This is a genomic window from Nonomuraea sp. NPDC048901 (assembly GCF_040649695.1).
Classification (GTDB): domain Bacteria; phylum Actinomycetota; class Actinomycetes; order Streptosporangiales; family Streptosporangiaceae; genus Nonomuraea.
Map to the genome: position 1 here is coordinate 1 of NZ_JBEZFW010000045.1, position 24,661 is coordinate 24,661.

23 protein-coding genes and 1 pseudogene are annotated in these 24,661 nt (G+C 70.3%); 8 read left to right on the forward strand and 16 right to left on the reverse strand.

Annotation, left to right across the window (positions count from 1 at the left end):
* Positions 1-141: 141 nt before the first annotated feature.
* Positions 142-1,383, forward strand: coding sequence for a trypsin-like peptidase domain-containing protein (locus AB0C30_RS59140; protein ID WP_357962340.1), 1,242 nt, complete (start codon positions 142-144; stop codon positions 1,381-1,383).
* 87 nt (positions 1,384-1,470) lie between these two features.
* On the opposite strand, the gene AB0C30_RS59145 is transcribed toward AB0C30_RS59140, so the two are convergent.
* The 7 genes from AB0C30_RS59145 to AB0C30_RS59175 form a co-directional block, all read right to left on the reverse strand.
* Positions 1,471-2,211, reverse strand: a complete 741-nt coding sequence (locus AB0C30_RS59145) for an ABC transporter permease (RefSeq protein WP_357962343.1) — start codon at positions 2,209-2,211, stop codon at positions 1,471-1,473.
* Positions 2,204-3,085 carry an ABC transporter ATP-binding protein gene (locus tag AB0C30_RS59150; RefSeq protein ID WP_357962345.1) on the reverse strand — a complete coding sequence of 294 codons (882 nt, stop codon included), beginning with the start codon at positions 3,083-3,085 and terminating at the stop codon, positions 2,204-2,206. The genes AB0C30_RS59145 and AB0C30_RS59150 overlap by 8 nt, the downstream gene beginning before the upstream one ends.
* A complete protein-coding gene (locus AB0C30_RS59155) occupies positions 3,082-3,402 on the reverse strand; it encodes a transcriptional regulator (protein WP_357962348.1) in 321 nt (106 codons plus the stop codon). The genes AB0C30_RS59150 and AB0C30_RS59155 overlap by 4 nt, the downstream gene beginning before the upstream one ends.
* Positions 3,399-4,028: a hypothetical protein gene (locus AB0C30_RS59160; protein ID WP_357962351.1), complete on the reverse strand. Its 630-nt coding sequence runs from the start codon at positions 4,026-4,028 to the stop codon at positions 3,399-3,401. The genes AB0C30_RS59155 and AB0C30_RS59160 overlap by 4 nt, the downstream gene beginning before the upstream one ends.
* Positions 4,029-4,110: 82 nt before the next feature.
* Positions 4,111-4,845 (reverse strand): FAD:protein FMN transferase, encoded by a 735-nt coding sequence (locus tag AB0C30_RS59165; protein WP_357962354.1) that lies wholly within the window; start codon positions 4,843-4,845, stop codon positions 4,111-4,113.
* Positions 4,842-5,267 carry an FMN-binding protein gene (locus AB0C30_RS59170; protein WP_357962357.1) on the reverse strand — a complete coding sequence of 142 codons (426 nt, stop codon included), beginning with the start codon at positions 5,265-5,267 and terminating at the stop codon, positions 4,842-4,844. Before AB0C30_RS59170 ends, AB0C30_RS59165 begins: the two co-directional genes overlap by 4 nt.
* A gap of 11 nt (positions 5,268-5,278) precedes the next feature.
* Complete coding sequence (locus AB0C30_RS59175) at positions 5,279-6,622, reverse strand: ferredoxin reductase family protein (RefSeq protein ID WP_357962360.1); 1,344 nt, start codon at positions 6,620-6,622, stop codon at positions 5,279-5,281.
* 101 nt (positions 6,623-6,723) lie between these two features.
* Between AB0C30_RS59175 and AB0C30_RS59180 the strand changes: the two genes are divergently transcribed.
* Together AB0C30_RS59180 and AB0C30_RS59185 are read left to right on the forward strand one after the other, a co-directional pair.
* A complete protein-coding gene (locus tag AB0C30_RS59180) occupies positions 6,724-7,431 on the forward strand; it encodes a response regulator transcription factor (RefSeq protein WP_357962363.1) in 708 nt (235 codons plus the stop codon).
* Positions 7,428-8,831: a HAMP domain-containing sensor histidine kinase gene (locus tag AB0C30_RS59185; protein WP_357962366.1), complete on the forward strand. Its 1,404-nt coding sequence runs from the start codon at positions 7,428-7,430 to the stop codon at positions 8,829-8,831. The genes AB0C30_RS59180 and AB0C30_RS59185 overlap by 4 nt, the downstream gene beginning before the upstream one ends.
* A 61-nt stretch (positions 8,832-8,892) precedes the next feature.
* On the opposite strand, the gene AB0C30_RS59190 is transcribed toward AB0C30_RS59185, so the two are convergent.
* Positions 8,893-9,159: a DUF1876 domain-containing protein gene (locus AB0C30_RS59190; protein WP_357962369.1), complete on the reverse strand. Its 267-nt coding sequence runs from the start codon at positions 9,157-9,159 to the stop codon at positions 8,893-8,895.
* A 105-nt stretch (positions 9,160-9,264) separates the two neighbouring features.
* Between AB0C30_RS59190 and AB0C30_RS59195 the strand changes: the two genes are divergently transcribed.
* Positions 9,265-10,275: a HEAT repeat domain-containing protein gene (locus AB0C30_RS59195; protein ID WP_357962372.1), complete on the forward strand. Its 1,011-nt coding sequence runs from the start codon at positions 9,265-9,267 to the stop codon at positions 10,273-10,275.
* Positions 10,276-10,321: 46 nt separating this feature from the next.
* Entirely contained in the window at positions 10,322-10,987 is a 666-nt protein-coding gene (locus AB0C30_RS59200; RefSeq protein ID WP_357962375.1) for an AIM24 family protein, read from the forward strand.
* A gap of 63 nt (positions 10,988-11,050) precedes the next feature.
* On the opposite strand, the gene AB0C30_RS59205 is transcribed toward AB0C30_RS59200, so the two are convergent.
* From AB0C30_RS59205 to AB0C30_RS59220, 4 genes are read right to left on the reverse strand one after another with little or no spacing between them, the layout of a single operon-like run.
* Complete coding sequence (locus tag AB0C30_RS59205) at positions 11,051-13,162, reverse strand: alpha-galactosidase (protein WP_357962377.1); 2,112 nt, start codon at positions 13,160-13,162, stop codon at positions 11,051-11,053.
* 11 nt (positions 13,163-13,173) lie between these two features.
* Positions 13,174-14,031 carry a carbohydrate ABC transporter permease gene (locus AB0C30_RS59210; protein ID WP_357962379.1) on the reverse strand — a complete coding sequence of 286 codons (858 nt, stop codon included), beginning with the start codon at positions 14,029-14,031 and terminating at the stop codon, positions 13,174-13,176.
* Positions 14,028-14,942, reverse strand: coding sequence for a sugar ABC transporter permease (locus AB0C30_RS59215; protein WP_357962382.1), 915 nt, complete (start codon positions 14,940-14,942; stop codon positions 14,028-14,030). The genes AB0C30_RS59210 and AB0C30_RS59215 overlap by 4 nt, the downstream gene beginning before the upstream one ends.
* Complete coding sequence (locus AB0C30_RS59220; RefSeq protein WP_357962385.1) at positions 14,939-16,264, reverse strand: sugar ABC transporter substrate-binding protein; 1,326 nt, start codon at positions 16,262-16,264, stop codon at positions 14,939-14,941. The genes AB0C30_RS59215 and AB0C30_RS59220 overlap by 4 nt, the downstream gene beginning before the upstream one ends.
* Before the next feature lie 200 nt (positions 16,265-16,464).
* Here AB0C30_RS59220 and AB0C30_RS59225 point away from each other — a divergent pair, with 200 nt between their 5' ends.
* The 3 genes from AB0C30_RS59225 (at position 16,465) to AB0C30_RS59235 (ending at position 20,490) form a co-directional block, all read left to right on the forward strand.
* On the forward strand, positions 16,465-17,607 hold the full coding sequence (locus AB0C30_RS59225; RefSeq protein WP_357962388.1) for an ROK family transcriptional regulator: 1,143 nt from the start codon (positions 16,465-16,467) through the stop codon (positions 17,605-17,607).
* A 33-nt stretch (positions 17,608-17,640) separates the two neighbouring features.
* A complete protein-coding gene (locus AB0C30_RS59230) occupies positions 17,641-19,359 on the forward strand; it encodes a beta-galactosidase (RefSeq protein ID WP_357962390.1) in 1,719 nt (572 codons plus the stop codon).
* Between the two features lie 138 nt (positions 19,360-19,497).
* On the forward strand, positions 19,498-20,490 hold the full coding sequence (locus AB0C30_RS59235) for an aldo/keto reductase (RefSeq protein WP_357962393.1): 993 nt from the start codon (positions 19,498-19,500) through the stop codon (positions 20,488-20,490).
* A gap of 66 nt (positions 20,491-20,556) precedes the next feature.
* Here AB0C30_RS59235 and AB0C30_RS59240 read toward each other — a convergent pair whose 3' ends face one another.
* From AB0C30_RS59240 to AB0C30_RS59255, 4 genes and pseudogenes are all read right to left on the reverse strand, one after another.
* On the reverse strand, positions 20,557-21,156 hold the full coding sequence (locus AB0C30_RS59240) for a TetR/AcrR family transcriptional regulator (protein WP_357962396.1): 600 nt from the start codon (positions 21,154-21,156) through the stop codon (positions 20,557-20,559).
* Positions 21,153-23,492, reverse strand: a complete 2,340-nt coding sequence (locus AB0C30_RS59245; RefSeq protein ID WP_357962402.1) for a YhgE/Pip domain-containing protein — start codon at positions 23,490-23,492, stop codon at positions 21,153-21,155. The genes AB0C30_RS59240 and AB0C30_RS59245 overlap by 4 nt, the downstream gene beginning before the upstream one ends.
* Positions 23,493-23,497: 5 nt before the next feature.
* A complete protein-coding gene (locus AB0C30_RS59250) occupies positions 23,498-24,055 on the reverse strand; it encodes an ATP-binding cassette domain-containing protein (protein ID WP_357962399.1) in 558 nt (185 codons plus the stop codon).
* 202 nt (positions 24,056-24,257) lie between these two features.
* A pseudogene (locus AB0C30_RS59255) lies at positions 24,258-24,661 on the reverse strand (hypothetical protein); the annotation flags it as partial.

Here is a 24,661-nt window from a genome sequence, read left to right on the forward strand (position 1 = left end):
CAGATTCCACCCGGGTAGTTGGCCCCCGACCAGGGGTGATAAAGCTGCCGTCAACCCTCTCATACAGTTCTGATCACCGGCTTAACCTGCACTTACGCGCTCCTTGGCACTCTTGAGTCATCGGTAATTGAGGAGATGACGATGAACGCGAACGAGCCTCGCGAGCAGGGCGCCGGCGGCTGGAGCCAGTTCGGCGACCAGCCGCCCTCCGCCGGGGGCTTTCCCCGGCGAGAGACCGTGATCATGAACCAGCCTCCGCCTCCCAAGCCGCCCAGGCAGGGCTTCTCCGTCGGGCGGAAGACGATCGCCGGGCTCGCCCTGGCGGCCATGGCCGTTGGGGGTGGCGCAGTGGGGGCCGTCGCCGCCACGGCGTTCCAGCCCACCACAGTCGTCTCCGCGCCGAGCCCGGTCTTCAAGCAGGCCTCCAACCAGCTCACCGTGGCCCAGGTCGCGCAGAAGGTGCAGCCTTCGGTCGTGATGATCCAGGGGCAGACCGGCGAGGGGTCGGGCGTGGTGCTGTCCGACGACGGGCTCATCCTCACCAACAACCACGTGGTCGTCGGCGCCGGACAGGGCGGGCAGATGACCGTCAAGTTCAACGACGGCAAGACGGCCAAGGCGTCGGTCGTGGGCACCGACCCGTCCACCGACCTCGCGGTCATCAGGGCCGACGGCGTCTCGGGCCTGACCAAGGCCTCGCTCGGCGACAGCGACCAGCTTCAGGTCGGCGACGCCGTACTGGCCATCGGCAGCCCGCTCGGTCTCGACGGGTCCGTCACGGCGGGCATTGTCAGCGCGCTCAACCGCACGGTCACCGTCGGCGGCGAGCAGGACCAGCAGCAGCAGCTTCCGCCCGGCTGGGGCCAGCAGCGGCAGCAGCAGCCGGGCCAGGAGAGCGGGGCGACGACGCTCGGCGACGCCATCCAGACCGACGCGGCCATCAACCCGGGCAACTCCGGCGGCGCGCTGGTCAACGCGGCCGGTCAGGTGATCGGCATCAACAGCGCCATCGCCACCAACGGCGGCAGCAGCGGCAACATCGGTGTCGGCTTCGCCATCCCGGTCAACACCGCCAAGCAGGTCTCCGACCAGCTCATCAGCGGTGGCAAGGTGACTCACGCGTTCTTGGGCGTGAGTGTCACCGACGCCACCGGCGACGTGCCTGGCGCGCTGATCCGCCAGGTCACCTCCGGAAGCCCCGCCGACAAGGCCGGACTGAAGGAGGGCGACCTCATCACCAAGATCGGCAACACGCCGGTGGAGGGCGGAGATACAGTTGTTGGCCAGGTCAGAGGTTTCAAAGTAGGCCAACAGGTTCAGATCACTTATATGAGGGACGGAAAGTCGAGTAACGTCTCCGTCACCCTCGAAGAGAAGAAATAACCGGACCCCCTCACGGACGGGTGTGCCGTCGAGATCGCTGCGGACTCGGCGGCACACCCCCCGTTCGAGGAGGGACCAGAGGAGGGGTCAGGAGAAGCGGCGGCCCTCATCGCGCCGGTAGGCCCAGCCCGCGGCCAGCGCCGCGATCACGGTCCACACGCCGAGCATGATCACCGCGACCATGTTCGGCGAGGTTCCCGTCGTCACGGCCCAGATCAGCTCCCCGGCGCCACGGCTCGGCACGAACGGCGACACCTTCTGCACGAAGTCCGGCATGATCTGCGGCGGCAGGAACAGCCCGCCCAGGATCGCGATCGGGAAGAACACGACCTGCGACACGCCGATGGCCGCCTTCGAGGCCAGCACGAAGCCCAGGAACAGCCCGATCAGCATGAACGGCACCGCCCCGCCGAGCAGGGCGAGCAGCCCGATCAGCAGCTTGGGCACCGTGATGGTCGCCTTGGTGAGCAGGGCCGCGATCACCACTACCGGGATCGTCGACACCAGCATCGAGGCCATCGTCGTGAGGATCCGCCCGGCGAAGCGGGGAAACGGTCCAGCGGGCAGCGTACGTACGTAGGGGTTCCACGGTAGCTCGCGGTCCTGCGCGACCGTGATGCTGAGCCCCATGAGCGCGGCCGACATGGCGCCGATCAGCATCATCGACCCCGTCGCCCGCGTCGCGGCCACCGGATCGTCCCCCGTGAACGGCACCACGAACGCCAGCATCGACGCGGCCGGGAAGAACGAGCTGGCGACCAGGCCGATCGGCACCCGGATCTGCTCCAGCATCAGATAGCGGGTGTGGGCCAGGATCAGGCTAGACATGCTCGGTCTCCTTAGCGGTGATGGCGAGGAAGGCTTCCTCGAGCGAGGTCGGCCTGATCTCCAGACCGGAGAACGGCGTGCCGCTCCGTACCAGCTCGACGACCAGCCGGTCGGGGTCGGTGGTCACCAGGTTGATCCGGCCGTCCGTACGCTCGCTGGCGAGCACGCCGGGCAGTTCGGGCAGGTTCTCGGCGACCAGCGAGACGCGCCGCACCCCCACCATGTCGCGTACGGCCCGCACGGTGTCGTCGGCCAGCACCCGGCCGTGACCGACGACCACGACCCGCTGGGCCAGGGCCTCGATCTCCTCCAGGTAGTGGCTGGTGAGCAGGACCGTGCCGCCGCTCTCATGGAAGTCCTTGACGCCGTCCCAGAGCGCGCGCCTGGCCTCCACGTCGAGGCCGGTGGTCGGCTCGTCGAGGAAGACCATCCGCGGGTTGCCGGCGAAGGCCAGCGCCACGCCCAGCCGCCGCTTCTGGCCGCCGGACAGGCCGCCGATCTGCCGCTTGACCAGGTCGTCGAGGCCGAACCGGGCGAGTAACTCCCCTTTATCGGCCTTTTTCGGGTAATGGGCGGAGACGAAGTCGACGATCTCGCCGACCCTCAGCGATTCCGGCAGGCCCGTCTCCTGCGGCGTGACCCCGATGCCTCGGCGTACCACCGGATCCTGCGGGGAGCCACCGAGCAGCTCGACCGTGCCGGACGTCTGTTTGCGCAGGCCCACGAACAGGTTGATCAGCGTCGACTTGCCCGCGCCGTTCGGGCCGAGCAGGCCGACCAGCTCTCCCGCCCTGATGTCGAGCGAGACGCGGTCGAGCGCCAGCACGTCGCCGTAGCGCCGGGTGACCTCCACCGTTCTGGCGAGGATGGTCATGAAGTGCCTCCTGCGGAGTCGAGTAGAGCGCGGATCGCCTTGGTGTAGTCGTCGAAGGCGACCCGGCCGCGCTTGGTGAGCGAGACATAGGTGACCGGGGTACGGCCTTTGTGCGTCTTCGTGATCTGGACGTAGCCGACTTCCTCGAGCTTGGTCAGGTGGACCGAGAGGTTGCCGGCCGTCATGCCGAGCAGATCCTTGAGCGCCGGGAAGGCGATCTCGTCGCCCCCGCCCATCGCGTTGAGCGTCGCGACGACACGTAGCCTGGCCTGCGCGTGGATCACCGGATCGAGCTCCGGAACGTCACCGGCCGTCACCGGCACTGCCTCCGCCGCCACCACAGGCCCACGACGATCTGCCCGAAGCCGAGCAGCACCGCCGTCAGCAGCGCGTGCCAGCCGGGGCCGAGCAGCACGCCCAAGCCGTTGACGGCGGTCACGCCGACGCCGACGAAGAACATCGGCCAGTACAGGAAGATCGCGCCGCCGGCCATGTACATGACGCCCACCACCAGCATGGAGACGCCCGACCAGACCAGGCCGGCCTCCGCCTCCGGCAGCATCGGGCTGACCCGGATGGCGATGATTGACATCACCATCATCCCGGCGAACCACGTGTAGCCGTACATCGTGCCCCTGGCCGAGCTCTCGCCCCGGACGCCCGAGTTCATCCTGGTGATCTCGTACGCGGCCAGGGAGCCCGCGATCACCATGGAGATCATCAGGACGGCCAGCGCCTGTGTCTGGGAGATCGGCGCGTACGGCTTGCCGTCGAGCCCGTAGTGCAGGAAGAAGCAGGTGAAGCCGACCAACCACGCGACGCCCCAGGGGATGTACAGGAACAGGGGATCGCCCCTGAATCTTCGCACCGTGGCGGCCCGCTGCTCCTCGATGAGGCGCAGAGTCTCCTCCGGGCTGGGAGCTTGCTCACCGTCGTCTACCATGACAACTCCTCTTAGCCTCAAACTGGTTTGTACTTTAAACCAGCTTGCGCCGCCAACACAACCCGCGAGGCGAGGAGAGGGGTTAGAGGGTGGGAAACCCTCTGGTCCGCCAGGTGTCGCCGCTCGCGGTCACCGCGAACGCCTCCAGGTTGGAGGTCTCCTCCACCCAGTCGCGGGCGGTGTCGCCCATCGCGAACGCCGCCGTCGCGAAGGCGTCGACGGCGGTCAGGCGGGGGCCGACAAGAGTGATGGACAGCAGCGCGTCGGCGGCGCGCCCGGTGTGGGGGTCGAGGATGTGCGGGCCCCGCTCGGCGTTGCCCGAGGTGGCGATGGCCAGGTCGTGGCCGGTGACCACGGTGCAGAGGGCGCCGGGGCGGGCGGGGTGCGCGATGCCGATCCGCCACGGTGAGGGGTCGGGGCCGAGCTGGATGTCGCCGCCGCCGTTGACGCAGTGGCGGGGCGCCCCCGCCTCGGACAGGATCCGGGACGCCTCCTCGATCGCCCACCCTTTCACCAGGCCGGACGGGTCAAGGCGGCCACCGGGGTACATGGTGAAATATCCGTTTGTGTCGTGTTCTGTCTGGGCGCACAGCGAGAGCACTTGGGCCACCTCGGGCGGGCAAGCGGACAGCTCGATCTCGCCCCGGCCGAGGCGGCTGATCGCGCTGTCCGGCCGGTAGGTGGAGAAGACCGCGTCCACGTGGTGCAGCCAGGCGACCGCCCGCGCCACCGCCTCGTCGGCGGTGCCGTTGGAGTCGGCGTCGCGTACGTCGAAGGAGAAGACGGTCCCCATCGCGTGCTCGACGTGGCGGGTCACAGCCCGGCCCGGTCGATGGCGCTCTGCAGGGAGCGGGTGTAGCCGTCGCTGGTGTACGTGGCGCCCGAGACGGAGTCGATCTGGGCGCTCTGGGCGGTCAGGGCCTCCTCCTGGAGTACGGGCAGCGCCCTGTCGTTGATCTCGACGTCGCGCCGGTTCTCGTTCGGCGCCTGGAGTACCTGGACGTCGGAGATCTTGCCGTCGCTGACGCTGATCCGCACCTGCACGGGTCCCCAGCGCGTGTCGGCCACGTCGCCGTCGACCGTCCGGGCACCCGTGGATCCCTCAGCCGAAGTGGGAGCGGACGTCTGGGCGAGGGCGGCGGGTGGTTGAGTGGCCCCGGTGACGTCGTGCGGCTTGAACGACAGCAGCAGCACCAGGCCGATGACGGTGGTGACCACCGCGAGCAGCGCTCTTTTCATGGAGGGAACCCCTAGAACTCGAAAGACTCGTGATGGATCCGGTGGGCGGGCATGGCCGCCGACCGCAGCGCCTGGATCGCCGACCGCGTCATCTCGGGCGGCCCGCACACGTAAGCGTCGTGCTCGCGCAGGTCGGGGAGCAGGCGGTCGAGCCCGGCGAACAGCTCTGGGGACCTCGGGCCGACCGAGCAGTAGAGCCTGGCGTCCCCGCGTGCTCTGGCGATCTCCTCCAGTTCGTCCCTGAACAGCAGTTCCTCCGGCGTACGAGCGCGGTAGAGCAGGGTCACCTGCCCGGGCAGTGTCTCGAACAGGGTGCGCAGCGGGGTGATGCCGACGCCGCCGGCGATCAGCACCGACTTGCGAGCGCGGCCGAGACGCGCGGTGAACCCGCCGTACGGCCCCTCGGCGATGACCCGGGTGCCCGGCCGCAGCCGGGCGAGCGCCGCGCTGTGGTCGCCCAGCGCCTTGACCGTGATGCGCAGCCCGCCACGGTCCGGCGCGGCGGACAGCGAGTAGGGGTTGGCCGACCACCACAGGTCGCGGGTCAGGAAGCGCCACCGGAAGAACTGGCCCGGCTCGGCGCCGAGCCGCGCCAGGCTCCGGCCGGTGAGATGGATCGAGACGACCCCCGGCGCGTCGGCGCTGACGTGGGCCACCCGCAGCCGGTGGCGCGCCCACACCCGGACCGGGCCGAGGAAGCGGTACCAGACCAGCAGCGCGGCCACCCCGAGGTAGAGGGCGTACCAGGCGAACTGGGCCACTTGATCGCCGGTGAACTGGGCGCCGGTCGCCAGTTGGTGCCCGAACGCCAGCCAGGCCGCCAGGTAGGTGTAGAAGTGCAGGTAGTACCAGGTCTCGTAGCGCAGCCTGCGGCGGGCGGCGCGGGCCGACACCAGGGCCACCCCGAGCAGCAGGAGGAAGGCCACGGTCGCCTTCAGTACGTCGGGGAAGGACAGCGCCATCGTGACCGCCTCGTCCACCACCCCGGCCTGGTCGGCGACCGCGTACCCCCAGATGATCGTCAGGACGTGCGCGGTGACCAGCCCGATGACGTACCGGCCGCCCATGGCGTGCCAGCGGGCCAGCCGGTCGCTGCCCACGCCGCGCTCCAGAGCCGGGACGCGGGCCATCAGCCCGAGCAGCACGGCCATGCCGTACCCGGACAGCAGGCCCGTGACGCGGCCGGCCTCGGTGAGCCAGCCGTCCAGGCCCGCCACGGACGGCGTGCCGTGCCACCACAGGACGACGACCGCGACCGCGCCGGCCACCACGGCCGCCAGCACGGGCTCGGGCCGTAGGCGGCGGCGCGGCGGCGCCATGACAGCGACCCGAGCCGGTGCTTGAAGAGTGGTCATGGGAGTAGACCGTGCCTGGCGAACCTCTGTTTTCCCTATGAACGGAGCTCTTCAGAGGATTCTCAGAAGAACCTCGTATTTTGTGACGAATAGGAGGGAACATGAACAGCCTGCTGCGCCCGGACGGCACACCGATCCGCGTGCTCGTCGTGGACGACGAGCCGGACCTCCTCGAGGTGCTGGAGAAGACGCTGTGCCAGGAAGGCTGGCAGGTACGCACCGCGGCGAGCGGGGCCGCCGCGATCCGCGCGGCCGAGGAGTTCGCGCCGGACGCCGCGATCCTGGATGTCATGCTGCCCGACCTGAACGGGCTGGAGCTCATGAACTGGCTCCGGGCGCTGCGGCCCGAGCTGTGCGTACTGTTCCTGACCGCGCGCGACGCGGTCGAGGACCGGGTCGCGGGTATCACGGCGGGCGGCGACGACTACGTGACCAAGCCGTTCAGCCTGGACGAGGTGCTCGCGCGGCTGCGCGGGCTGCTGCGCCGGGCGGGCATGGCGCGGCCCGGCAACGAGGACCGGCTCGTCGTGGCCGACCTGTCCATGGACGAGGAGGCCAGAGAGGTGAGTAGGGCCGGTACGCCGGTCGAGCTGACGCCCACCGAGTTCGAGCTGCTGCGGCTGCTCATGTGCAACCCGCGCCGGGTGCTCAGCAAGGCGCAGATCCTCGACCACGTCTGGTCCTATGACTTCGGCGGCCAGGCTCACGTCGTGGAGCTGTACATCAGCTACCTGCGCAAGAAGATCGACGCGGGCCGCCGGCCGCTGATCCACACCGTGCGCGGCGTCGGGTACGTGCTCAAGCCGTGAACCTCGTCCCTCGCACGCTCAGGGCCCGGCTGATCGCCGGGCTGCTCGTACTCCTCGCGCTGTCGTGCGCGGCCGTCGGCGTCGCCACGTCGGTGGCGATGGAGCGGTTCCTGCTCGCCCGCGTCGACCAGCAGATCGCCGCCGACGGCCCGCGGTTCGCCGCCAGCCTGGAGCACGGCGAGGACACGCGGGGACAGGCGCGGGGTACGTTCGGCGCGCGGCTGGTCAACGGGCGCGTCACCCATGCGGCGGTGGTGTCGGAGCGGGACGGCACCCACCCCGGCCTCAGCCCTGACGACGAGGCGATCCTGGCGGCGCTGCCGGTCGGGGGGCCGCCGCAGACCGTGGACCTGTCCAGGTTGGACGACTACCGGCTCGTCGCCGCCGCGGGCCGGGACGGCGACGTCATGATCACCGGGCTGTCCCTGCACGGGGTCGAGGAGACGCTGAACCACCTGTGGCTGTTCGAGCTGGTGATGTTCGCCGGCGCGCTGACCGTCACGGGTGTCGCGGGCGCCCTGTGGGTACGGCTGGCGCTGCGCCCCCTGCAACGCATCGCCACGACGGCCCGCAAGGTCGCCGAGCTACCCCTGGCCAGCGGCGAGGTGACTCTCGCCGAACGCGTACCCGACACCGACCCGCGCACCGAGACGGGACAGGTCGGCGCCGCCTTCAACCGCATGCTGGGCCACGTGGAGGCGGCTCTGGGCCGTCGGCACGCCGTCGAGCAGCGGCTGCGCGCCTTCGCCGCCGACGCCAGCCACGAGCTGCGCACGCCGCTGGCGGCGATCCGCGGGCACGCCGAGCTCGCCCTGCGCGGCGACGAGCCGATGGCGGAGGGCGTACGGCACGCGCTCGGCAGGATCGACGCCGAGTCGGGGCGGATGAGCGAGCTGGTCGACGAGCTGCTCCTGCTGGCCCGGCTCGACGCGGGACGGCCGCTGGCCCGGGAGGAGGTCGACCTGTCCCGCTTGGCCATCGAGGCCACGGGCGACGCGCGGGCCGCCGGGCCCGGCCACCGCTGGCGGCTGGAGCTGCCAGAGGACCCCGTCACGGTGACCGGCGACGCGCTCCGGCTGCACCAGGTGATCGCGAGCCTGCTGAGCAACGCCCGCGTCCACACCCCTGACGGCACCACGGTCGTCGTGGCCGTACGGAGGCTGCCGGCCGCGGTGGAGGTCACCGTCGTGGACGACGGTCCCGGCGTGCCGGCCGGGCTGGAGGAAGAGATCTTCGAGCGGTTCTCCCGCGCCGACCAGGGCCGGTCACGCGCCACCGGAGGTGCGGGGCTCGGGCTGGCGATCGTCCGCGCCGTGGTGGCCGCGCACGGCGGCTCGGTGGACGTACGGAGCCGTCCGGGCCGGACCGAGTTCCGGCTGCTCCTGCCTTCGGAGGGCTGATCGTGAAGGCGCCCGGCGGGCTACCGGTGGGGCTTCTCGCCGGGCGTCTTCGTACGCGTGGTCAACGGGCCTCGATCGGGCCGCCGAGCGTGGCCACGTCCTCGGCGGCGTCGCCCAGGAGCTTGTCGGCCAGGTCCATCAGCGCCCGCCCCGCGGCCAGCTCGTCGCCGATCTCCGGCACCGCACGGTCCTCGGGATTGCGCCTGGCCACACCGACGCTCTCATGCCACCCGCTCTCCTCGGCGGACAGGACCGCACGGGCCAGCGTGCGCTCATCGGTGTCGTCCTCGCTGATGTAGATCTGCACGGTCCACTGCTTGCTCCGCATGATGCCTCCCTGTACGTCCTCGGTACGTACTGGGCATCTGCCCCCAGAGGATGCGGTGTCACGGACTTCCGGACACCGGCCTGCGCCATATGCCAGCATGTCCGCATGCTGGCGAGTCTCGACACGATCGACTGGGCCGACCTGACGCACGCCTACGGCCGCGCGAAGGACGTGCCGGACCAGATCCGGGCCCTGTGCTCTCCCGATCCCGGCATCCGGGACAAGGCGCTGCACAGCCTGTACGGGAACATCTTCCACCAGGGCACCCGCTTCGAGGCGAGCGCCCACGCGGTGCCGTTCCTGCTGGAACTGGTCGCCGACCCCGAGACGCCGGACCGCCCGGCCGTGCTGCACCTGCTGACGCAGCTGGCCATCGGCTACGGGGAACAGCTCCTGCCGTCCGGCTATCCCCTCGACGACCATCGCGCCGTGGCGGCGGGCGGGGACCTGCTGCTGGCCGCCGGCAAGCAGTTCACGGACGTTGAGGATGAAGACGACGAGGATGAGGACGAAGAGGACGAAGAGGACGAAGACGAGGACGACGACTGGGGCGAGGATGTCGCCCTGTTCCAGTACCTCCAGACGCTTGAGTCGGCCGAGGAAGAGCGGCTGTTCGCGTACTTCGCGCTGATGGCGTATGACGCGGTCGGCGCCGGACTGCCGATGTTCCGCGACCTGCTCGCCGACGCGGACGCCCCGGTGCGCGCCGCCGCAGCCTACGCCCTGGCCTGGTACCCCGAGGAGCGGGCCGCCAGCCTGCCGCCGCTGCTCAGGGCGGCGGCCGACGAGCACCCGGCGGTGGCCACCACCGCCCTGGTCGCGATCGGCCTGCTCGGCGTGACGCCACCGCAGGAGACGGCCTCTGACCTGGCATCCGAGACGGCGACCGTGCTGGACGCCGCTCTCGATGATCCCCGCGACGTGGTGCGCTGGGGCGCGGCCATCGCGCAGGCCCGGCTGCGGGGCCCGGAGGCGGACGCCCGGGTCGCGGAGGAACTGCGAGGCTGGCTCGGCCACGACGACGCCGCGCACGAGGAGATCGCGTTCAACCACGGCGACCTCCGTGGCTACGCCGAGCTGGCGCTGCGCGAGCTCGGCGACGAGCCGCCGGCCTGACCCGGAGTCACTACGCTGGCGGGACCTCTTCACCGAAAGGCCGATCATGCGCAGCTCCGTCTTCGACAACCTCGATCCGCGCCAGGTTCCCGCCGGCTTCTCCCTGGCGAACGGCAAGATGCTCCGGGTCCAGCTCCCGCACGAGGTGCTGGCCAAGCAGGGCTCGATGGTGGCCTTCCAGGGCCAGATGGACTTCGAGTACGAGGGCGCGGGCGGCATCGGCAAGCTGCTCAAGAAGGCCGTGACAGGTGAGGGCGCGTCGCTGATGCGCGTGCGCGGCCAGGGCCAGCTCTATCTCGCGGACAATGCCGACGACATCCACCTGTTCTACCTGGAGAACGAAGGGCTGACCGTCAACGGGCGCAACCTGCTCGCCTTCCAGCCGCAGCTCACCTGGGACATCCAGCGGGTGCAGGGCGCGGGCGTCGCGGCGGGCGGCCTGTTCAACACCACGCTCACCGGCACCGGGTGGGTGGCGGTCACCACGCACGGCACGCCGGTGCTGCTGGACGCGGCGGCCATGCCGACGTACGCCGACGGGCAGTCGGCCGTCTGCTGGAGCACCGGGCTGCACGTCGGCGTGAACCGGACGATGAAGGCCGGTGCGCTGATCGGCCGGGGGAGCGGTGAGGCCATGCAGCTCGCCTTCCAGGGTCAGGGGTTCGTGCTGGTGCAGGCGAGCGAGGGCGTGCCGGTGGTGAAGTCGCAGTAGCCATCCGGCCGAAGGAGCAGTGGGGCGCTGCCCGGTGACGGCTCGGGATTGTCCGCGACCTTCTCAGCGGCTCCTGGCGACGACGTGGACCAGCACGGATTCGTCGGGGAACAGCGGCGGCACGGCGATGCCCGAGCCGGCCAGCGCGGAGCCGGGCAGGGCGAAGTCGCCGGTCGTCCAGGCCGGGGCGGTCCCGTGCGAGGTCACGGGCATGAGCGGGCGGACCGAGTAGACGGTCGCCGGGTCGAGCCCGGGCAGCCGGAGCCGGCCCGGCGGCCAGGTGGACGGGCGGTCCAGCATGGCGATCTCATAGACGGCCTCGGAGGCGTCGGCGGCGACGACGCCATGGGCCTGCACGCTCTCGGGAGCGTCATCCAGGCGGACCACCACGCCCGTGTGCAGCAGGTGGCGGTGCCTTTTGTGCAGGGCGACCCACGAAGCCAGGTCGTCCAGCTCGCCGTCGCTGAGCGTGGTGAGGTCCCATTCGATCCCGTAGTGGCCGAAGAACGCGGTGGTGGCACGGAAGGCGAGATCGTGGCGGCGGCCGGTGGTGTGGGAGCGGCCTGCGCCGATGTGGCTGCCGATCAGCTCGGGCGGCAGCAGCTGCCCGGTCCAGCGCATGATCTGCTGGCGTTCCGCGGGGTCGATGCAGTCGCTGGCCCAAACGCGGTCGGTACGCTCAAGAATGCCGAGGTCCACCCGGCCGCCACCGCCCGAGCAGGACTCGATCTCCAGGCGCGGGTGCTCGGCCCTGATCTCATCGAGCAGCCGGTAGACGGTGTGCGTCTGGGCGTGGACGGCGGCCCGGCCGCCTCTCGCCGTGGAGCCCGCGTCCACGAGGTCGCGGTTGTGGTCCCACTTGATGAAGTCGAGGTCGTACTCGCGGATCAGGGCGAGCAGCCGCGTCTTGACGTACGCGTACGCCTCGGGGTTGGTCAGGTCCAGCACCTGCTGATCGCGGGCGAGCGGCGGCAGGCGGTCGCCGGTCTGCATGATCCAGCCGGGGTGGGCGCGGGCCAGGTCGGAGTCCGGATTGATCATCTCTGGCTCGAACCAGAGCCCGAACTGCATGCCGAGCTCTCTGACCCGCTTGACCAGCGGCGTCAGCCCGTCCGGCCAGACGGCGGCGTCCACGGTCCAGTCGCCGAGCCCGGCCCGGGCGTCGCGGCGGCCGTGGAACCAGCCGTCGTCCAGCACGAACCGCTCGACCCCGATCCTGGCGGCCCGTCCGGCCAGCTCCAGCAGGCGGTCGAGGTCGTGCTCGAAATAGACGGCCTCCCACGTGTTGAGCATCACGGGCCGGGGCCCGGACGGGTGCGCGGGCCTGGCGCGCAGGTGCTCGTGGAAGCGGCGGGCCGCGGCGTCCAGGCCGCGCCCGTAAGTGGCGTAGAGCCAGGGGCTCCGATAGCTCTCACCTGGCGCCAGGATGATCTCGCCGGGCAGCAGCAGCTCGCCGCCGCCCAGCATGGTCCGGCCGCTGGAGGTGCGCTCGGCGTAGTGGCGGTGGTTGCCGCTGAAGCCGACGTGCAGGCCCCAGGCCTCGCCGCGCCGGAAGCCGAGGTCGGCGGTGCCCGCGAAGAGGACGGTGGCGGCGTCGGGGCCGGTCCTGCCGCGGCGGTTCTCGCGCAGGTGGATGCCGGTGGTGAGGGGGCGGCGCTGCGGGATGCGTTCCTTGGCCCACCGCCCGGCCTGGTCGAGGAGGTCCGTGGTGGTGCCGGGCACGGGGAAGGCGAGGTTGAGCGCGTCCAGGGTGTAGGGGGACCGGGACTGGTTGCGCAGGTCCGCTCGGGCCCGCAGGAGGCCTGAGTCGCCGAGCTCGATCGTGATCGTGAGGCCGAGGCGGGCGTGCTCGTCCCTGGCGGTGGCGGTGAGGGTCTGCCCGGTCCGCTGGTAGGCGACACTGGTGAAGGCGGGGGACCAGCTCTGTCCCTGGTGATGCCCGGACAGGCCGGGCAGGCCCATCCAGCCGGTACGCGCCTCGGGCACCAGCGGGATCCGTACGGGCACGTCGACGCTGACGTCGAGCCGCGGACGGAGATCGGCCGCCAGGTGGGCCAGTGCCTCGTCCTCGAGCGGGCCCAGGTCCGGACCCCAGTGCAGGATCGCGGGCAGGGCATCGGGCGGACACTCGATCACCACGGACACGCCGGCGGCTCTGAAGTGCAGAATCTCCATGGACGGCGGTTTCATCCTTTCAGTCCTCCGCTGAGCAGGTCCAGCCGCCAGAAGCGCTGCAGGCTCAGCAAGAGGACGATGAGCGGGATCACCGACACGGCGGCGCCCACGATGGCGATGCCGTACAGGGTGGGCTGGCCCGAACCCTTGCTGAGCACGGTGTACAGGCCCACGGTGATCGGGAATTTGGACTCGTCCGACAGCATGATGTAGGGCAGCAGGAAGTTGTTCCAGATCCCGACGAACTGCAGCAGGAAGATCGTCACCATGCCGGGCACCATCATGGGCAGCCCGATCGAGCCGAAGATGCGATATTCGCTCGCTCCGTCGATCCTGGCCGCCTCCATCGTCGAGTCCGGGACGGAGGCCATCGCGTAGACCCTGGCCAGGTAGATGCCGAACGGGGAGATGAGGCTCGGCAGCAGGACCGACCAGTAGCCGCCCACCAGATCGAGCTCGGACATGATCAGATATTGCGGGATGGCCAGCGTCATGCCGGGCACGAGGACGCCGGCCAGGATGGCGTAGAACAGCAGGCTCCGGCCGCGGAACTCGTACTTGGCCATGGCATACCCGGCCAGCGCCGAGATCAGGGTCGAGGCCGCGGCGCCGGCGATCGCGTACAGGGCGCTGTTGGCCGTCCACCGCAGGTAGAGGCCGTTCCCGTAGGTGAACAGGTCGCGCAGGTTGTCCAGCAGGCCCGTCCCCGGCGCGAAGGTGAACGTCGAGAACAGCTCGCCGCTCGACTTGGTCGAGGCCACGAGCACCCAGGCGACCGGCACCAGGCAGTAGATCGAGCCGAGGAGCAGGACGATGGTGGGCAGGATCTGGGCGCGCCGGTGCGTGAGCACGCTGTTGGCGGCACTCATTGCATCCCTCCGAACGCGCGCTTCTGGGTGACCTTCAGGAGCACGACCGAGACCACGAGCGTGCCCACCGCCAGCAGGACGGAGGCGGCCGAGGCCAGCGCCAGGTCGTCGCGGACGAAGGCGTCGCGGTAGATGTGCATCAAGGGCACCCAGTCCCCGGAGATCTCCGGCGTCATCGGTTTCACGGTGGTCGGCTCGCCGTACACCTGCAGCGTTCCGATCAGCGAGAACAACCCGGTGAGCACGAGGGCCGGCGCCACCAGCGGGATCTTGACCCGCCAGGCGATCTGCCATTCGGAGGCGCCGTCGATGCGCGCCGCGTCGTACAGCTCCGACGGGATGCCGCGCAGCGACGTGAAGATGATGATCATGTTGAAACCGACGCCGCCCCACACCGCGATGTTGGCCAGCGACGGGTAGATGCCGCCCGCCCCGAGAAACGGGATCTCGCCCAGCCCCAGCTCCCGGGTCAGGTAGCTGAACGGGCTGGTCGAGGGCAGGTACATGAAGCCCCACAGCAGCGAAGCCGTCACGCCGGGTACGGCGTACGGGATGAAGATCGCCGTGCGGGAGAACCTCTTGGCCCGCGACCCGGCGTGGTCGAGGAGCAGCGCGAACAGCAGCGCCAGCCCGAGCGTGAGCGGCACGCTGATCAGGCCGTAGAGCGCGAGCCGGCCGAAGCCGGCGAAGAACCCGGGGTCGGTGAGCGTCTTGACGTAGTTGTCGAGCCCGACGAAGACCTCTTCGCGCGTGCCGAAGATGCCCTTGCCGGTCAGCCTCAGGCCGCGCGCGCTGAGGTAGATCGCGTAGCCGATGGGGACCGCCAGGAAGGCGACGAAGAGCAGCACGGCGGGCGCCACGAAGAGATAAGGAGCCCGGGACCTGCGCTCCGCCCTGGGCAGGGCGGTCATGGGCCGGCGACCTTGAAGCCGGTGGTCTTCATGTCCGCCACCACGAGGTTCTGCGTCTTCGTCAGCGCGTCCCGCAGTGGGGTGTGATCACGGACCGCGGTGGCGACGGCGTCCTGGAACGCGCTGCTGGCGGTGCTGACGTTCGGGCCCCAGCTGATGTGCGGAATCGTGCGCTGAGCCGCCTTCGTGGCGATGTCCCAGTAGTCCTTCTGGTTCGCCGTCAGCTTGGGCGGTGCGCTGGTTCTCGCGGCCTGCTGCCCGGCCAGCGACGCCGGGTACTCGCCCAGCTCGATCTGGACAGCGTTCGCCGCCTTGTCGGTGTTCATCCACTTGGCGAACGTGGCCGCGGCCTCGGCGTGCTTGGAGGTCTTCGTGACGGTCAGCGCGGACCCGCCCTGGAAGGCCACCCGGTCGTCGCCCTCCTTCCACTGAGGGAGTGGCGCGATGGCCCAGTCGCCCGCCTGCTTCTCCGCGATGCCGTAGAGCACGCCCGGCGCCCACAGCGCGCTCGGCCAGGTGAGGATCTTGCCCTTGTTCAGCTTGTTGTTCCACTCCGGGGTGAGCAGCGGCTCGGCCTTGACGAGGTCCTTGTCGATGAGCCCCTGCCAGAAGTCGGCCACCGCGAGGGAGGCCTGGTCGGCGATCCCCACGGTCCACGTCTGGTCCTGGACCTTCCACCAGGACGCGCCGGCCTGCTGGGCCAGCCCGGCGAAGTTGCCGAACTCCGCGGGTGCGAAGGACGCGAGGTAGGTCTCCGGGTCCTTCTTGCGTACGTCCGCCGCGACCTTCGCGAAGTCCTGCCACGTGGCCGGCGGCTCGATCTTCAGCTCCTGGAAGCGTTTCTTGTTGTAGACCAGGACCATCGGGCCGACATCCTGCGGCACTCCGTACACGGCGCCGTCGAAGCTGGTCAAGTTCCACACTTCCGGGCTGAAGGCGGTCTTGACGTCGCCGGTGTGGGCGGAGATGTCGGCCAGCGCCCCGGCCACGATCATGGAAGGCAGGGTGTCGTACTCGATGCAGGCGGCGTCGGGGCCGTTGCCCGCCCGGGTCGCCGTGAGCAGCTTGGCGGCGGTGTCCGTGCCGCCTCCCACGTCGGTGTGCTTGACCTGGATGTCCGGGTGTGACTTGTTGAACGCTTCGATCTTGGGCTTCTGAGTGGTGCCCCAGCACCAGAACTCCAGCGTGACCGGCCCACTGGCCGCTGCCGGCGTGCTGGCGCTCCCGGACGTCGTGCTCCCGGACGTGCCCGATGAGCAGGCCGCGAGGACGGCGGCCGTGCTGAGCGCCGCGATCGAGCCGGCGAGCCTCGTGATACGCATTCGTGCCTTCTTCCTACAAAGCGGGCTGGCTTTGTAACAGAGCCAACCTAGGGAGAAGGTGAGAGCCATGTCACTACTTGTGCACAGATTTCTTGCGTGTTATGTGAACACGCTGTGACGTAGTGGACATGCTAGCTTTGCCGCGAAATCAAGTGAGAGGGCTGGCGCTGATGCGGGTGGAGCCTCAAGGATGGTGCGGCATGTGGGACGTCTTGCCCGACGCGGCACGCTCCATCGTCAAGGAGCTCATCATCCACGGTCCGCAGTCCAGGACCGCGCTGGCCAGGACCCTGCGCCTGTCCACCGGCAGCTTGACGCGGCTGACCAAGCCCATGGTCGACGCCGGGCTCCTCGTCGAAGGCGACGTGGTCCACGACCCGGTCAACGGCCGCCCGACCCGCCCGCTGGACGTGGCCGCGGGCGAGCACTGTTTCTTCGGCGTCAAGCTGACCGCGGACCGCGTCCACGCGGTCGTCACCGACCTGCGCGCCCAGATCGTCGCGGCCCGCGACGAGCCGATCTCCGACCACCGCCCCCAGGCCGTGTGCCGCCAGATCAGGGGGCTGCTCGATGAGCTGTCCGGCGGCGAGCGGACGCCTGTCGGGGCCGGTGTCACGCTCGGCGGCGACGCCCGCTCGGCGGTCCAGCTCGGCGGTGAACGGCTGGTCGACTCGTCGTTTCTCGGCTGGCGGCAGGTGCCGCTCAAGTCACTGCTGGAGCAGGCTCTGGGCATCCCGTGCGTGGTCAAGAACGACGTGGCGGCGCTGGGCCACCAGCATCACTGGTTCGGGGCGGCCCGCGGGCTGCGCGACTTCGCGCTCGTCTCGATCGGGGCGGGAGTCGGCTACGCCTTGGTCGTACACGATCATCTGGTGACGGCGGCCGAGTCGGACCTCGGCATGTTCGCCCACCTGGTGCTGAACGCGGGCGGACCGATGTGCGGGGACGGCCACCGCGGCTGCGCCTCCGCCTACCTGGCCAGCGAGTCCATCGTGACCGCCGCCGGGCAGGGGCTGCGGCGGCCGGTGACATACGAGGAGGTGATGCGCCTGGCCACGGAAGGGGACAAGGTGTGCCTCGGCGTCGTCGCCGAAGCCGCGGACGCGCTCGGCAGGCTCATCGCCCACGTCGCGACGTTCTCCATGGTCAAGACGGTGATCGTGGCCGGTGAGGGCGTGGAGCTGGCCCGCGTCGCCAAGGACGGTCTCGACCGGGCGCTCAGCGCGAACCGGCGCGGCCGGGTGAACTCGGTCGACGTGCTGATCGAAGTGGACGACTTTCGCGAATGGGCCCGTGGCGGCGCGGTCGTGGCCATCCAGAGTTTCGTAACCGGCAGCGACTGATCAGCGGCCGTGACACCCCCAGTTGGAGAGAACATGTATTTCGGCGGAGACTACAACCCCGAACAGTGGCCAGAGGATGTCTGGCTGGAGGACGTCCGGCTGATGCGGGAGGCGAAGGTCAACCTCGCCACCGTGGGGGTCTTCTCCTGGGCCCGGCTTGAGCCGTCGGAGGGCGTCTACGACTTCGGCTGGCTCGATCGCGTCATGGACCTGCTGCACGCCAACGACATCCAGGTCAACCTGGCGACCCCGACGGCCTCCCCGCCGCCCTGGTTCGGCTTGGCCCATCCCGACGCGATGCCGGTGCGGGCCGACGGGACCCGGCTCACCCATGGCAGTCGTGACACGTACTGCGTCAACGCGCCCGCGTACCGGGTGGCCTCGCGCCGCATCGCGACGGCGCTCGCCGAGCGGTACGGCGCCCATCCGGCGACGGCCATGTGGCACGTGCACAACGAGTACGGCACGACCTGCCACTGCGATCACTGCGCGACGGCCTTCCGCGCCTGGCTGCGTGACCGGCACAAGTCCCTCGACGCGCTCAACGACGCGTGGACCACGGCGTTCTGGAGCCAGCACTACTCGGCGTGGGAGCAGATCATGCCACCACGGACCACCCAATACCGGTCGAACCCCGCCCACCTGCTGGACTACCGCCGCTTCTGCTCCGACGCGCTGCTCGCCCACTACCGCGAGCAGCGTGACATCCTGCGCGTCCATGGGCGGCAACCGGTGACCACCAATTACGTCATGGCGGGGTGGACGCCGCTGGACCACTGGAAATGGTCGGCCGAGGTCGATCTCGTGGGCATCGACCACTACACCGACGAGCCCGGCGACGGCGGGCTGGCCCAGGTCGCGTTCGCCTCCGACCTGGCCCGCTCCTGGGCGCGCGGGAAGCCGTGGCTGCTGATGGAGCAGGGCGTCGCGGTCATGTACACCCCTGATGGGACGCTCCCGCTGGAGCCGGGAGAGCACACGCGGCGCAGCCTCGAGTACGCGGCCCGCGGGGCCACCGGAGTGCTGCACTTCCAGTGGCGCGCCTCCCAGGGCGGGGCGGAGCAGTGGTGCCAGGGCATGGTCCCGCACGCGGGCGCCGACAGCCGGATCTTCCGCGAGATCGCTGACCTGGGCCGGACGCTCAGCGCCCTTCCGCCCGCGGAGCGCGCCGAGGCCGAGGTGGCCATTCTCTGGGACGACGAGGCCGCCTGGGCCCTGCGGAACCCGGCCCTGCCCGTGACCGGGCTGGACTTCCGCGCGTCGGTGGAGCAGACGCACCGGGTGCTGTGGCAGCAGGGCCTCGCCACGGACTTCGTCCACCCTTCTCACGATATTTCGCGCTATCGGGTGGTGCTGATGCCGTCCCTGTACCTGATCTCTGACGAGGCCGTCGCCAACCTCACCGCGTACGTCGAGGGCGGGGGCACCTTGATCGTGTCGTACTTCAGCGGCATCGCCGACCCCGACACCCGCGTCCGGCTGGGCGGCTATCCCGGCGCGCTGCGCGACTTGCTCGGCGTCCGCGTCGAGGAGTTCCGTCCCCTGACCGGCCCCGTCGCACTGTCCGACGGGACGGCCGGCGCCTTCTGGAGCGAGACCGTCCAGTTGACCGGCGCCACGGCGGTCGTGACCTACGCCGGCGGCGGCCCGGCGGTCACCCGGCACCAGGCAGGCGCGGGCAGCGCCTGGTACGTCTCGACCCAGCTGGACGCGTCCGGACTCGCGAACGTCCTGGCACAGGCCGGCGTCTAGCGCCGGTTCGCGCGCTTCCCCCGCCGGCGGAAGCACCGGCTCGAAGGAGACCGATGATCGACGTACTTGACCTGGAGTCCACTCCAGCTGGCAGCGTCTTCCCTGTTGCCATTTCCGCGAAGTCAGGAAGAGTACGAGATGAATGATTCATTCCGGATCTTGGGACGTAGCGGCCTGCGGGTGAGTGCGATCGGGTTCGGGGCATGGGCGATCGGCGGACCCTTCATGGCCCGTGGCAAGCCGGCCGGATGGGGTCAGGTGGACGACGAGGAGTCAGTGGCGGCCGTGCGCCGGGCGCTGGACCTGGGGGTCACTTTCTTCGACACGGCCGACGTCTACGGCACCGGACACAGCGAGCGGGTGCTCGGGAGAGCGCTGTCCGGCCAGTGGGACGAGGTCGTGATCGCGACCAAGTTCGGCCTCACCTTCGACGCGGCGACGCGGACGCTCACCGGCGAGGACACCTCGCCCGGATACATCCGGCGAGCCTGCCGGGCGTCGCTGGAGCGGCTGGGAACCGATCACATCGACCTCTACCAGCTGCACGTCGGGGACGCGCCGCCGGAGCGGGTGGACGAGATGATCGCCACGCTGGAGGAGCTCGTCGAGGAGGGCCTGATCCGGGCCTACGGCTGGAGCACCAACGACCCCGAACGGGCGGCCGCGTTCGCGAAGGGGCCGCACTGCGCCGCCGTGCAGCATGACCTCAACGTCCTGCACGACGCCCCGGCGATGCTGGCGGTGTGCGACACCCACGAGCTCGCCTCCGTCAACCGGGGGCCGCTGGCGATGGGGCTGCTCACCGGCAAGTACGGCCGGGACTCGCGGCTGCCGATGGACGACGTACGCGGCGATTCTCCGCAGTGGATGACCTTCTTCAAGGACGGCCGGCCCGCCCCGGAGTTCCTCGCCATGCTGGACGCGATCCGCGACATTCTGACCTCGGACGGGCGGACCCTCGCCCAAGGCGCCCTCGGCTGGCTGCTGGCCCGCAGCGGGCGCACGGTGCCGATCCCCGGCATCAGGACGGCCGACCAGGCCGAGCAGAACGCCGGCGCGCTGCGGCACGGGCCGCTGGCCCAGGCTCAGATGGAGCAGATCGATGAGCTGCTGCGGCAACACGCCGGCTGAGGCGTTACCGGTACGGGCAGCGAGCTGACGGCCTACCAGGCCGTCAGCTCGCGCAGGCGGTAAGACTTAGTTGATGCGGCCGTGCAGGAGTTCGACCAGTGTCGCGTGAGTCCGCTCGAGTGGCCGGTCCGGATACAGCGCGCGGCGCTCGATGGCGACCGTCAGGACCATGCCGAACACGGCCGTCGCCGCCGTCTCCACGTCCAGGTCCGCCCGGATCTCGCCGTTCGCGGCGGCCCTGCGCAGCACGCTCGCGTAAACGCCGAGTGCGCTCTGGCGCAGCAGCGCCACTGCCTCCTGCCACACCGTCCGCCACATCTCGGCCAGCAGCACCCGGGCGAAGGCCCCGTGCTCCTCGAAGAACCTGAGCTGGCCGAGCACCACCGAGTCGAGCGCGTCCAGCGCGCTCTCCCCGGTGTCGGCCTCGGCCAGCGCCTCGGCGAGCATGCTGATCGAGTGCTCCAGCAGCGCCTCGAACAGCCCCTCCTTGCTGCCGAAGTTGTAGAACACGGTGCCCTTGGCCACCCCGGCCCGCTCGGCGATGGCGTCGACCGTGGTGGCCGCGTACCCATGCTCGGCGATCAGCTCCACAGCCGCCCTGAACACCTTCTGCCGGGTGTCCTGCCTGTTCCCGCGCCTGGCGGTGCGCTCGTTTCGTTCGGTCACAGCGCCAGCTGCGGGTGCAGGCGCTGGACGGACCAGATGCGGCCGCGCTCAACGGCGAGCGCGGTGAGCGCGAGCCCAAGCACGAGGAAAACTGACAGCACGCCGCAAGCCTGCCACACCACGGTGGGATCGCCACCGCTGATCAACCTGCGCAGCGCCGATACCACCCAGCTCATCGGCAGCCACGGCGAGATCGTCTGGAAGAACCCAGGCGACGTCTCGATGGGATACGTCCCGGCCGCCGAGGTGAGCTGCAGCATCAGCAGCGCCAGCGCGGCCACCCGCCCGGGCGGGCCGAGCAGCGCGTTCACCGCCTGCACGACCGCCATGAACGCGGCGGCCGCGAGCAGGAGCAGCCCGATGAGCCCGGCCCAGTGCGCCGCCTCCAGCCCGAGCCCGAACCGCAGGACCGCCACCAGCACGCCCACCTGCGCAGCCCCGAGCACCGCCGCCGGCAGCCAGCCCGCCAGCGCGATCCGCACCGCGCCCGTCGTGCCCGCCAGCCGCCGCTGGTTCAGCGGCTTCAGGACCATGAACGCGATCATCGCACCGACCCAGAGCGCCAGCGGCAGGAAGAACGGCGCGAAGCCGGTGCCGTAGTTGGGCACCTCGTTGTCAACGGTCTTGGCCAGCCGGACCGGATCGCTCATCACGTCCGCGCGGTCGTCGCGCTGCCCCTTGTCGTAGTCGGGAATCCGGGCGGTGCCGTCGCCGAGCCCGCCTGACAGCTTCTTCGATCCCTCGGCGAGCTTGGTCGCGCCCTTGTCCGCCTGGCCTGCTCCGTCGTGGAGCCGGTCCACACCGGTGCTCAGCGCGCTCGCGCCGTCGCTCAGCCTGACCAGCCCGCCGCCCAGGCGGCCGATGCCGTTCGTGACCTGGCGGGAACCGTCGGCCAGCTGGGTCGCGCCCTGATAGAGCCGGTCCGCGCCGGTCGCGGCCGTGCCCAGACTCGAGTTCACCTTCGCGGCACCGTCGGCCAGCTTGCCCAGGCCGGTGTCCAGGGCATTGAGCTGGTTTCTGGCCTGGTCCAGCCTGGAGCCGAGTCGGGGCGCCGCAGCCGCGATCTTGCGAGCCTGCTTCGCCAGCTCCCGCGCCTGGTTTTGCAGGTCCGCGACGCCGTCGGTCCCGGTTCCCGCACCGCTGCCGACACCGCCGCTGTCGCCGGTCCGGGCGGCGTCCTGGGCTTGGCCCGCATGAGTGGCGGCCCGGCGGGCGGCGGCTGCCGCGTTCCGCAGTAGGCCGCGCACCTCGGGGTCGGCGTCCGCGCCAAGGCGGTCGAGCGCGGCCTGAGCCTGCGAGCTCGCCTCCCTGGCGCTGTCGGCCGCGCTTCCCGCCTGGGCGTTCGCCTCGCGAACGCTGTCGGCCGCCGCGCTCGCCTGCGTCGCGCCGGTCGCCAACCCGCTGTCGGCGACCTTGTCGGCGGCGGCGGCGACCGCCTCGGCGGCCTGGGAGATCTTGGGGCCCCATTCGTCCAGCACGGGGACGTACGCGTCGGCGAGCTGGTTGACCGTGCGAGTCCGAGCGTGAACCTGCTGGTATGCCTGCCTCGCTCCGGAACTGAGGGGAGAAGTTCCTTCCGTATGGAGTTTGTGCAGGCCGTCGCGCAGGTGCCCGATCCCCTGCTGCGCCTGCGTGAGGCCCTGCGTGACCTGGGCCGAGCCATCACTCAGTCGGCCCGTGGCGGAGTTGGCGGTGTTCAGGCCGGCCGAGAGCTGCCGGGCGCCGCTCTCGGCCGTGCCCAGGCCGCTGCTGAGTTGCGAGACGCCGTCACCGAGCCGCACGACGCCGTCGTGCAGCTTGTCCGCGCCCTTGGCGGCCTCCGCGGTCTTGTCGTGGATGTCGCCGATCGAGACGAAGACGTTGTCGAAGTAGTCGTGGATCGCCGTACGCTCGGCCGCCGCCCGTACCTCGTTGAACACCGCGTCCGAGATGCTGCCCATGATGTAGCTGCGGCCCGTGTCCACGCGCAGGCCGAGCCGCGCCGGGCTCGGTACGGCGTCGTCGTCGCCGGGTGAGGCCAGCTTGGCACTGAAATCGGCGGGCACGGTCAGCGACAGATAGAACGTGCCGTCCGCCACCCCGTCGGCCGCCTGCTTCGCGGTGGACTCGTGCCAGCCGAGCACGTCGCGCTTCAGCAGCTCGCCGGCCAGGTCGCGGCCCGCGTGCAGGGTCTTGCCGGCGGCTTGGGCAGGTTGGTCCTCGACGACCAAGGCGACCGGTACGCGGTCCAGATTGCCCTGCGGGTCCCAGAACGACCACAGATACAGGCCTGCGTACAGGAGTGGCAGCACCACCACTGCCGCCAGCGCCGCCCTCGTCAGCCGCGACCGCAACATGCCCTTCACGACAGCTCCACCAACTGGTCGAAGCGGGCGGGAGGCGTCACGCATGAGGCCACCACCGCGTGGTCCAGCTCGCGCAGCAGGTTCCACAGCGCCTGCTGCCGCTCGACTGGCAGACCCGCGTCCACGTTGTCAGCGACGATCACCTTGGGTTCTTCCAGCAGCGCCAGTGCGGCACCCAGCCGCACGTGTTGCTCCCGATCCAGCTCCCGCACCAGCACTCGCTCCTGGCCCGCCAGCCCGACCCGCTCAAGAATCTCCTGGTACGGCCGACGTCGCCGCTCCCGCAGGTGTTCCCCGACCGTCAGCGACCGGTCCAGATCCGTCACGCCGTCGATCAGCGCCAACGCCACGGCTTTGCGGATGGCGCGTCGCCTGGCGTGCCCTGCGACGTTCAGGGCGCCTTTCGTGGGCTTCATCCGCCCGGCCAGCGTCAGCAGCAGGCTCGTGCGCCCACTTCCCGCCGAACCCGCGACCACCGTGAGCGTGCCCGCCCTGGCCTTCAACGAGACCTCCGGGTACACCCCCTCGATCGCCAGCCCTTCCGCAATGATCACCGCAACCACCCCTCTTTAAACTGACCAGTCAGTACAAAGATAGGGCAGTCCGCATGGCCGCACTCAAGGAGATGTGGTGGTATTCGTCACCTTTTGCGACTACCTTGAACAGCCCGGCGGCGGTCGGTACCACTGTGCTTGGGTGGCTCTGACCAGGGCTGGTATGGGGTGCGTGGGTTGCCCTTTGGGTGGGCGCCGGCTGTCAGGGAGAAGTAGTGGTCCGGGCGACGTGAGTGTGAAGCAGGCGGGGGGAGGGTTCGAATCCGTGGCCGACCTGCTGCTTCTCCAGGTAGAGCGGAACTTGTGGTCCTGGCCGCGGGCCTCGTCCGCGGTCACCCACTGGGCGGGGGCGCTGTGGGTCGCCAGCACTCGCTCCAGCATCGCTTGAGCCAGAGTGGGCTTGGGTCGCGAACGTAGCGTGGTCGGCGACCGCATCGGCCTTCTCCACCATGGCCACCCGGTTGTCGTGCGTGACGATCACCAGGGTGATGCCGTCCGCGCGGGCCGTACAGGTGAGCTCGTCCATCAGCTGTTCGCCGGCCAGCGAGTCGAGCGCGCCGGTCGGCTCGTCGGCGAAGACCACGCGCGGGCCGGTGACCAGCGCGC

Bases quoted from the DNA above. Each gene is read 5' to 3' on its own strand.
- AB0C30_RS59140 (WP_357962340.1), top strand. From the start codon at position 142: ATGAACGCGAACGAGCCTCGCGAGCAGGGCGCCGGCGGCTGGAGCCAG.
- AB0C30_RS59145 (WP_357962343.1), bottom strand. From the start codon at position 2,211: ATGTCTAGCCTGATCCTGGCCCACACCCGCTATCTGATGCTGGAGCAG.
- AB0C30_RS59150 (WP_357962345.1), bottom strand. From the start codon at position 3,085: ATGACCATCCTCGCCAGAACGGTGGAGGTCACCCGGCGCTACGGCGAC.
- AB0C30_RS59160 (WP_357962351.1), bottom strand. From the start codon at position 4,028: ATGGTAGACGACGGTGAGCAAGCTCCCAGCCCGGAGGAGACTCTGCGC.
- AB0C30_RS59170 (WP_357962357.1), bottom strand. From the start codon at position 5,267: ATGAAAAGAGCGCTGCTCGCGGTGGTCACCACCGTCATCGGCCTGGTG.
- AB0C30_RS59175 (WP_357962360.1), bottom strand. From the start codon at position 6,622: ATGACCACTCTTCAAGCACCGGCTCGGGTCGCTGTCATGGCGCCGCCG.
- AB0C30_RS59180 (WP_357962363.1), top strand. From the start codon at position 6,724: ATGAACAGCCTGCTGCGCCCGGACGGCACACCGATCCGCGTGCTCGTC.
- AB0C30_RS59190 (WP_357962369.1), bottom strand. From the start codon at position 9,159: ATGCGGAGCAAGCAGTGGACCGTGCAGATCTACATCAGCGAGGACGAC.
- AB0C30_RS59195 (WP_357962372.1), top strand. From the start codon at position 9,265: ATGCTGGCGAGTCTCGACACGATCGACTGGGCCGACCTGACGCACGCC.
- AB0C30_RS59200 (WP_357962375.1), top strand. From the start codon at position 10,322: ATGCGCAGCTCCGTCTTCGACAACCTCGATCCGCGCCAGGTTCCCGCC.
- AB0C30_RS59205 (WP_357962377.1), bottom strand. From the start codon at position 13,162: ATGGAGATTCTGCACTTCAGAGCCGCCGGCGTGTCCGTGGTGATCGAG.
- AB0C30_RS59210 (WP_357962379.1), bottom strand. From the start codon at position 14,031: ATGAGTGCCGCCAACAGCGTGCTCACGCACCGGCGCGCCCAGATCCTG.
- AB0C30_RS59215 (WP_357962382.1), bottom strand. From the start codon at position 14,942: ATGACCGCCCTGCCCAGGGCGGAGCGCAGGTCCCGGGCTCCTTATCTC.
- AB0C30_RS59220 (WP_357962385.1), bottom strand. From the start codon at position 16,264: ATGCGTATCACGAGGCTCGCCGGCTCGATCGCGGCGCTCAGCACGGCC.
- AB0C30_RS59225 (WP_357962388.1), top strand. From the start codon at position 16,465: ATGTGGGACGTCTTGCCCGACGCGGCACGCTCCATCGTCAAGGAGCTC.
- AB0C30_RS59230 (WP_357962390.1), top strand. From the start codon at position 17,641: ATGTATTTCGGCGGAGACTACAACCCCGAACAGTGGCCAGAGGATGTC.
- AB0C30_RS59235 (WP_357962393.1), top strand. From the start codon at position 19,498: ATGAATGATTCATTCCGGATCTTGGGACGTAGCGGCCTGCGGGTGAGT.
- AB0C30_RS59245 (WP_357962402.1), bottom strand. From the start codon at position 23,492: ATGTTGCGGTCGCGGCTGACGAGGGCGGCGCTGGCGGCAGTGGTGGTG.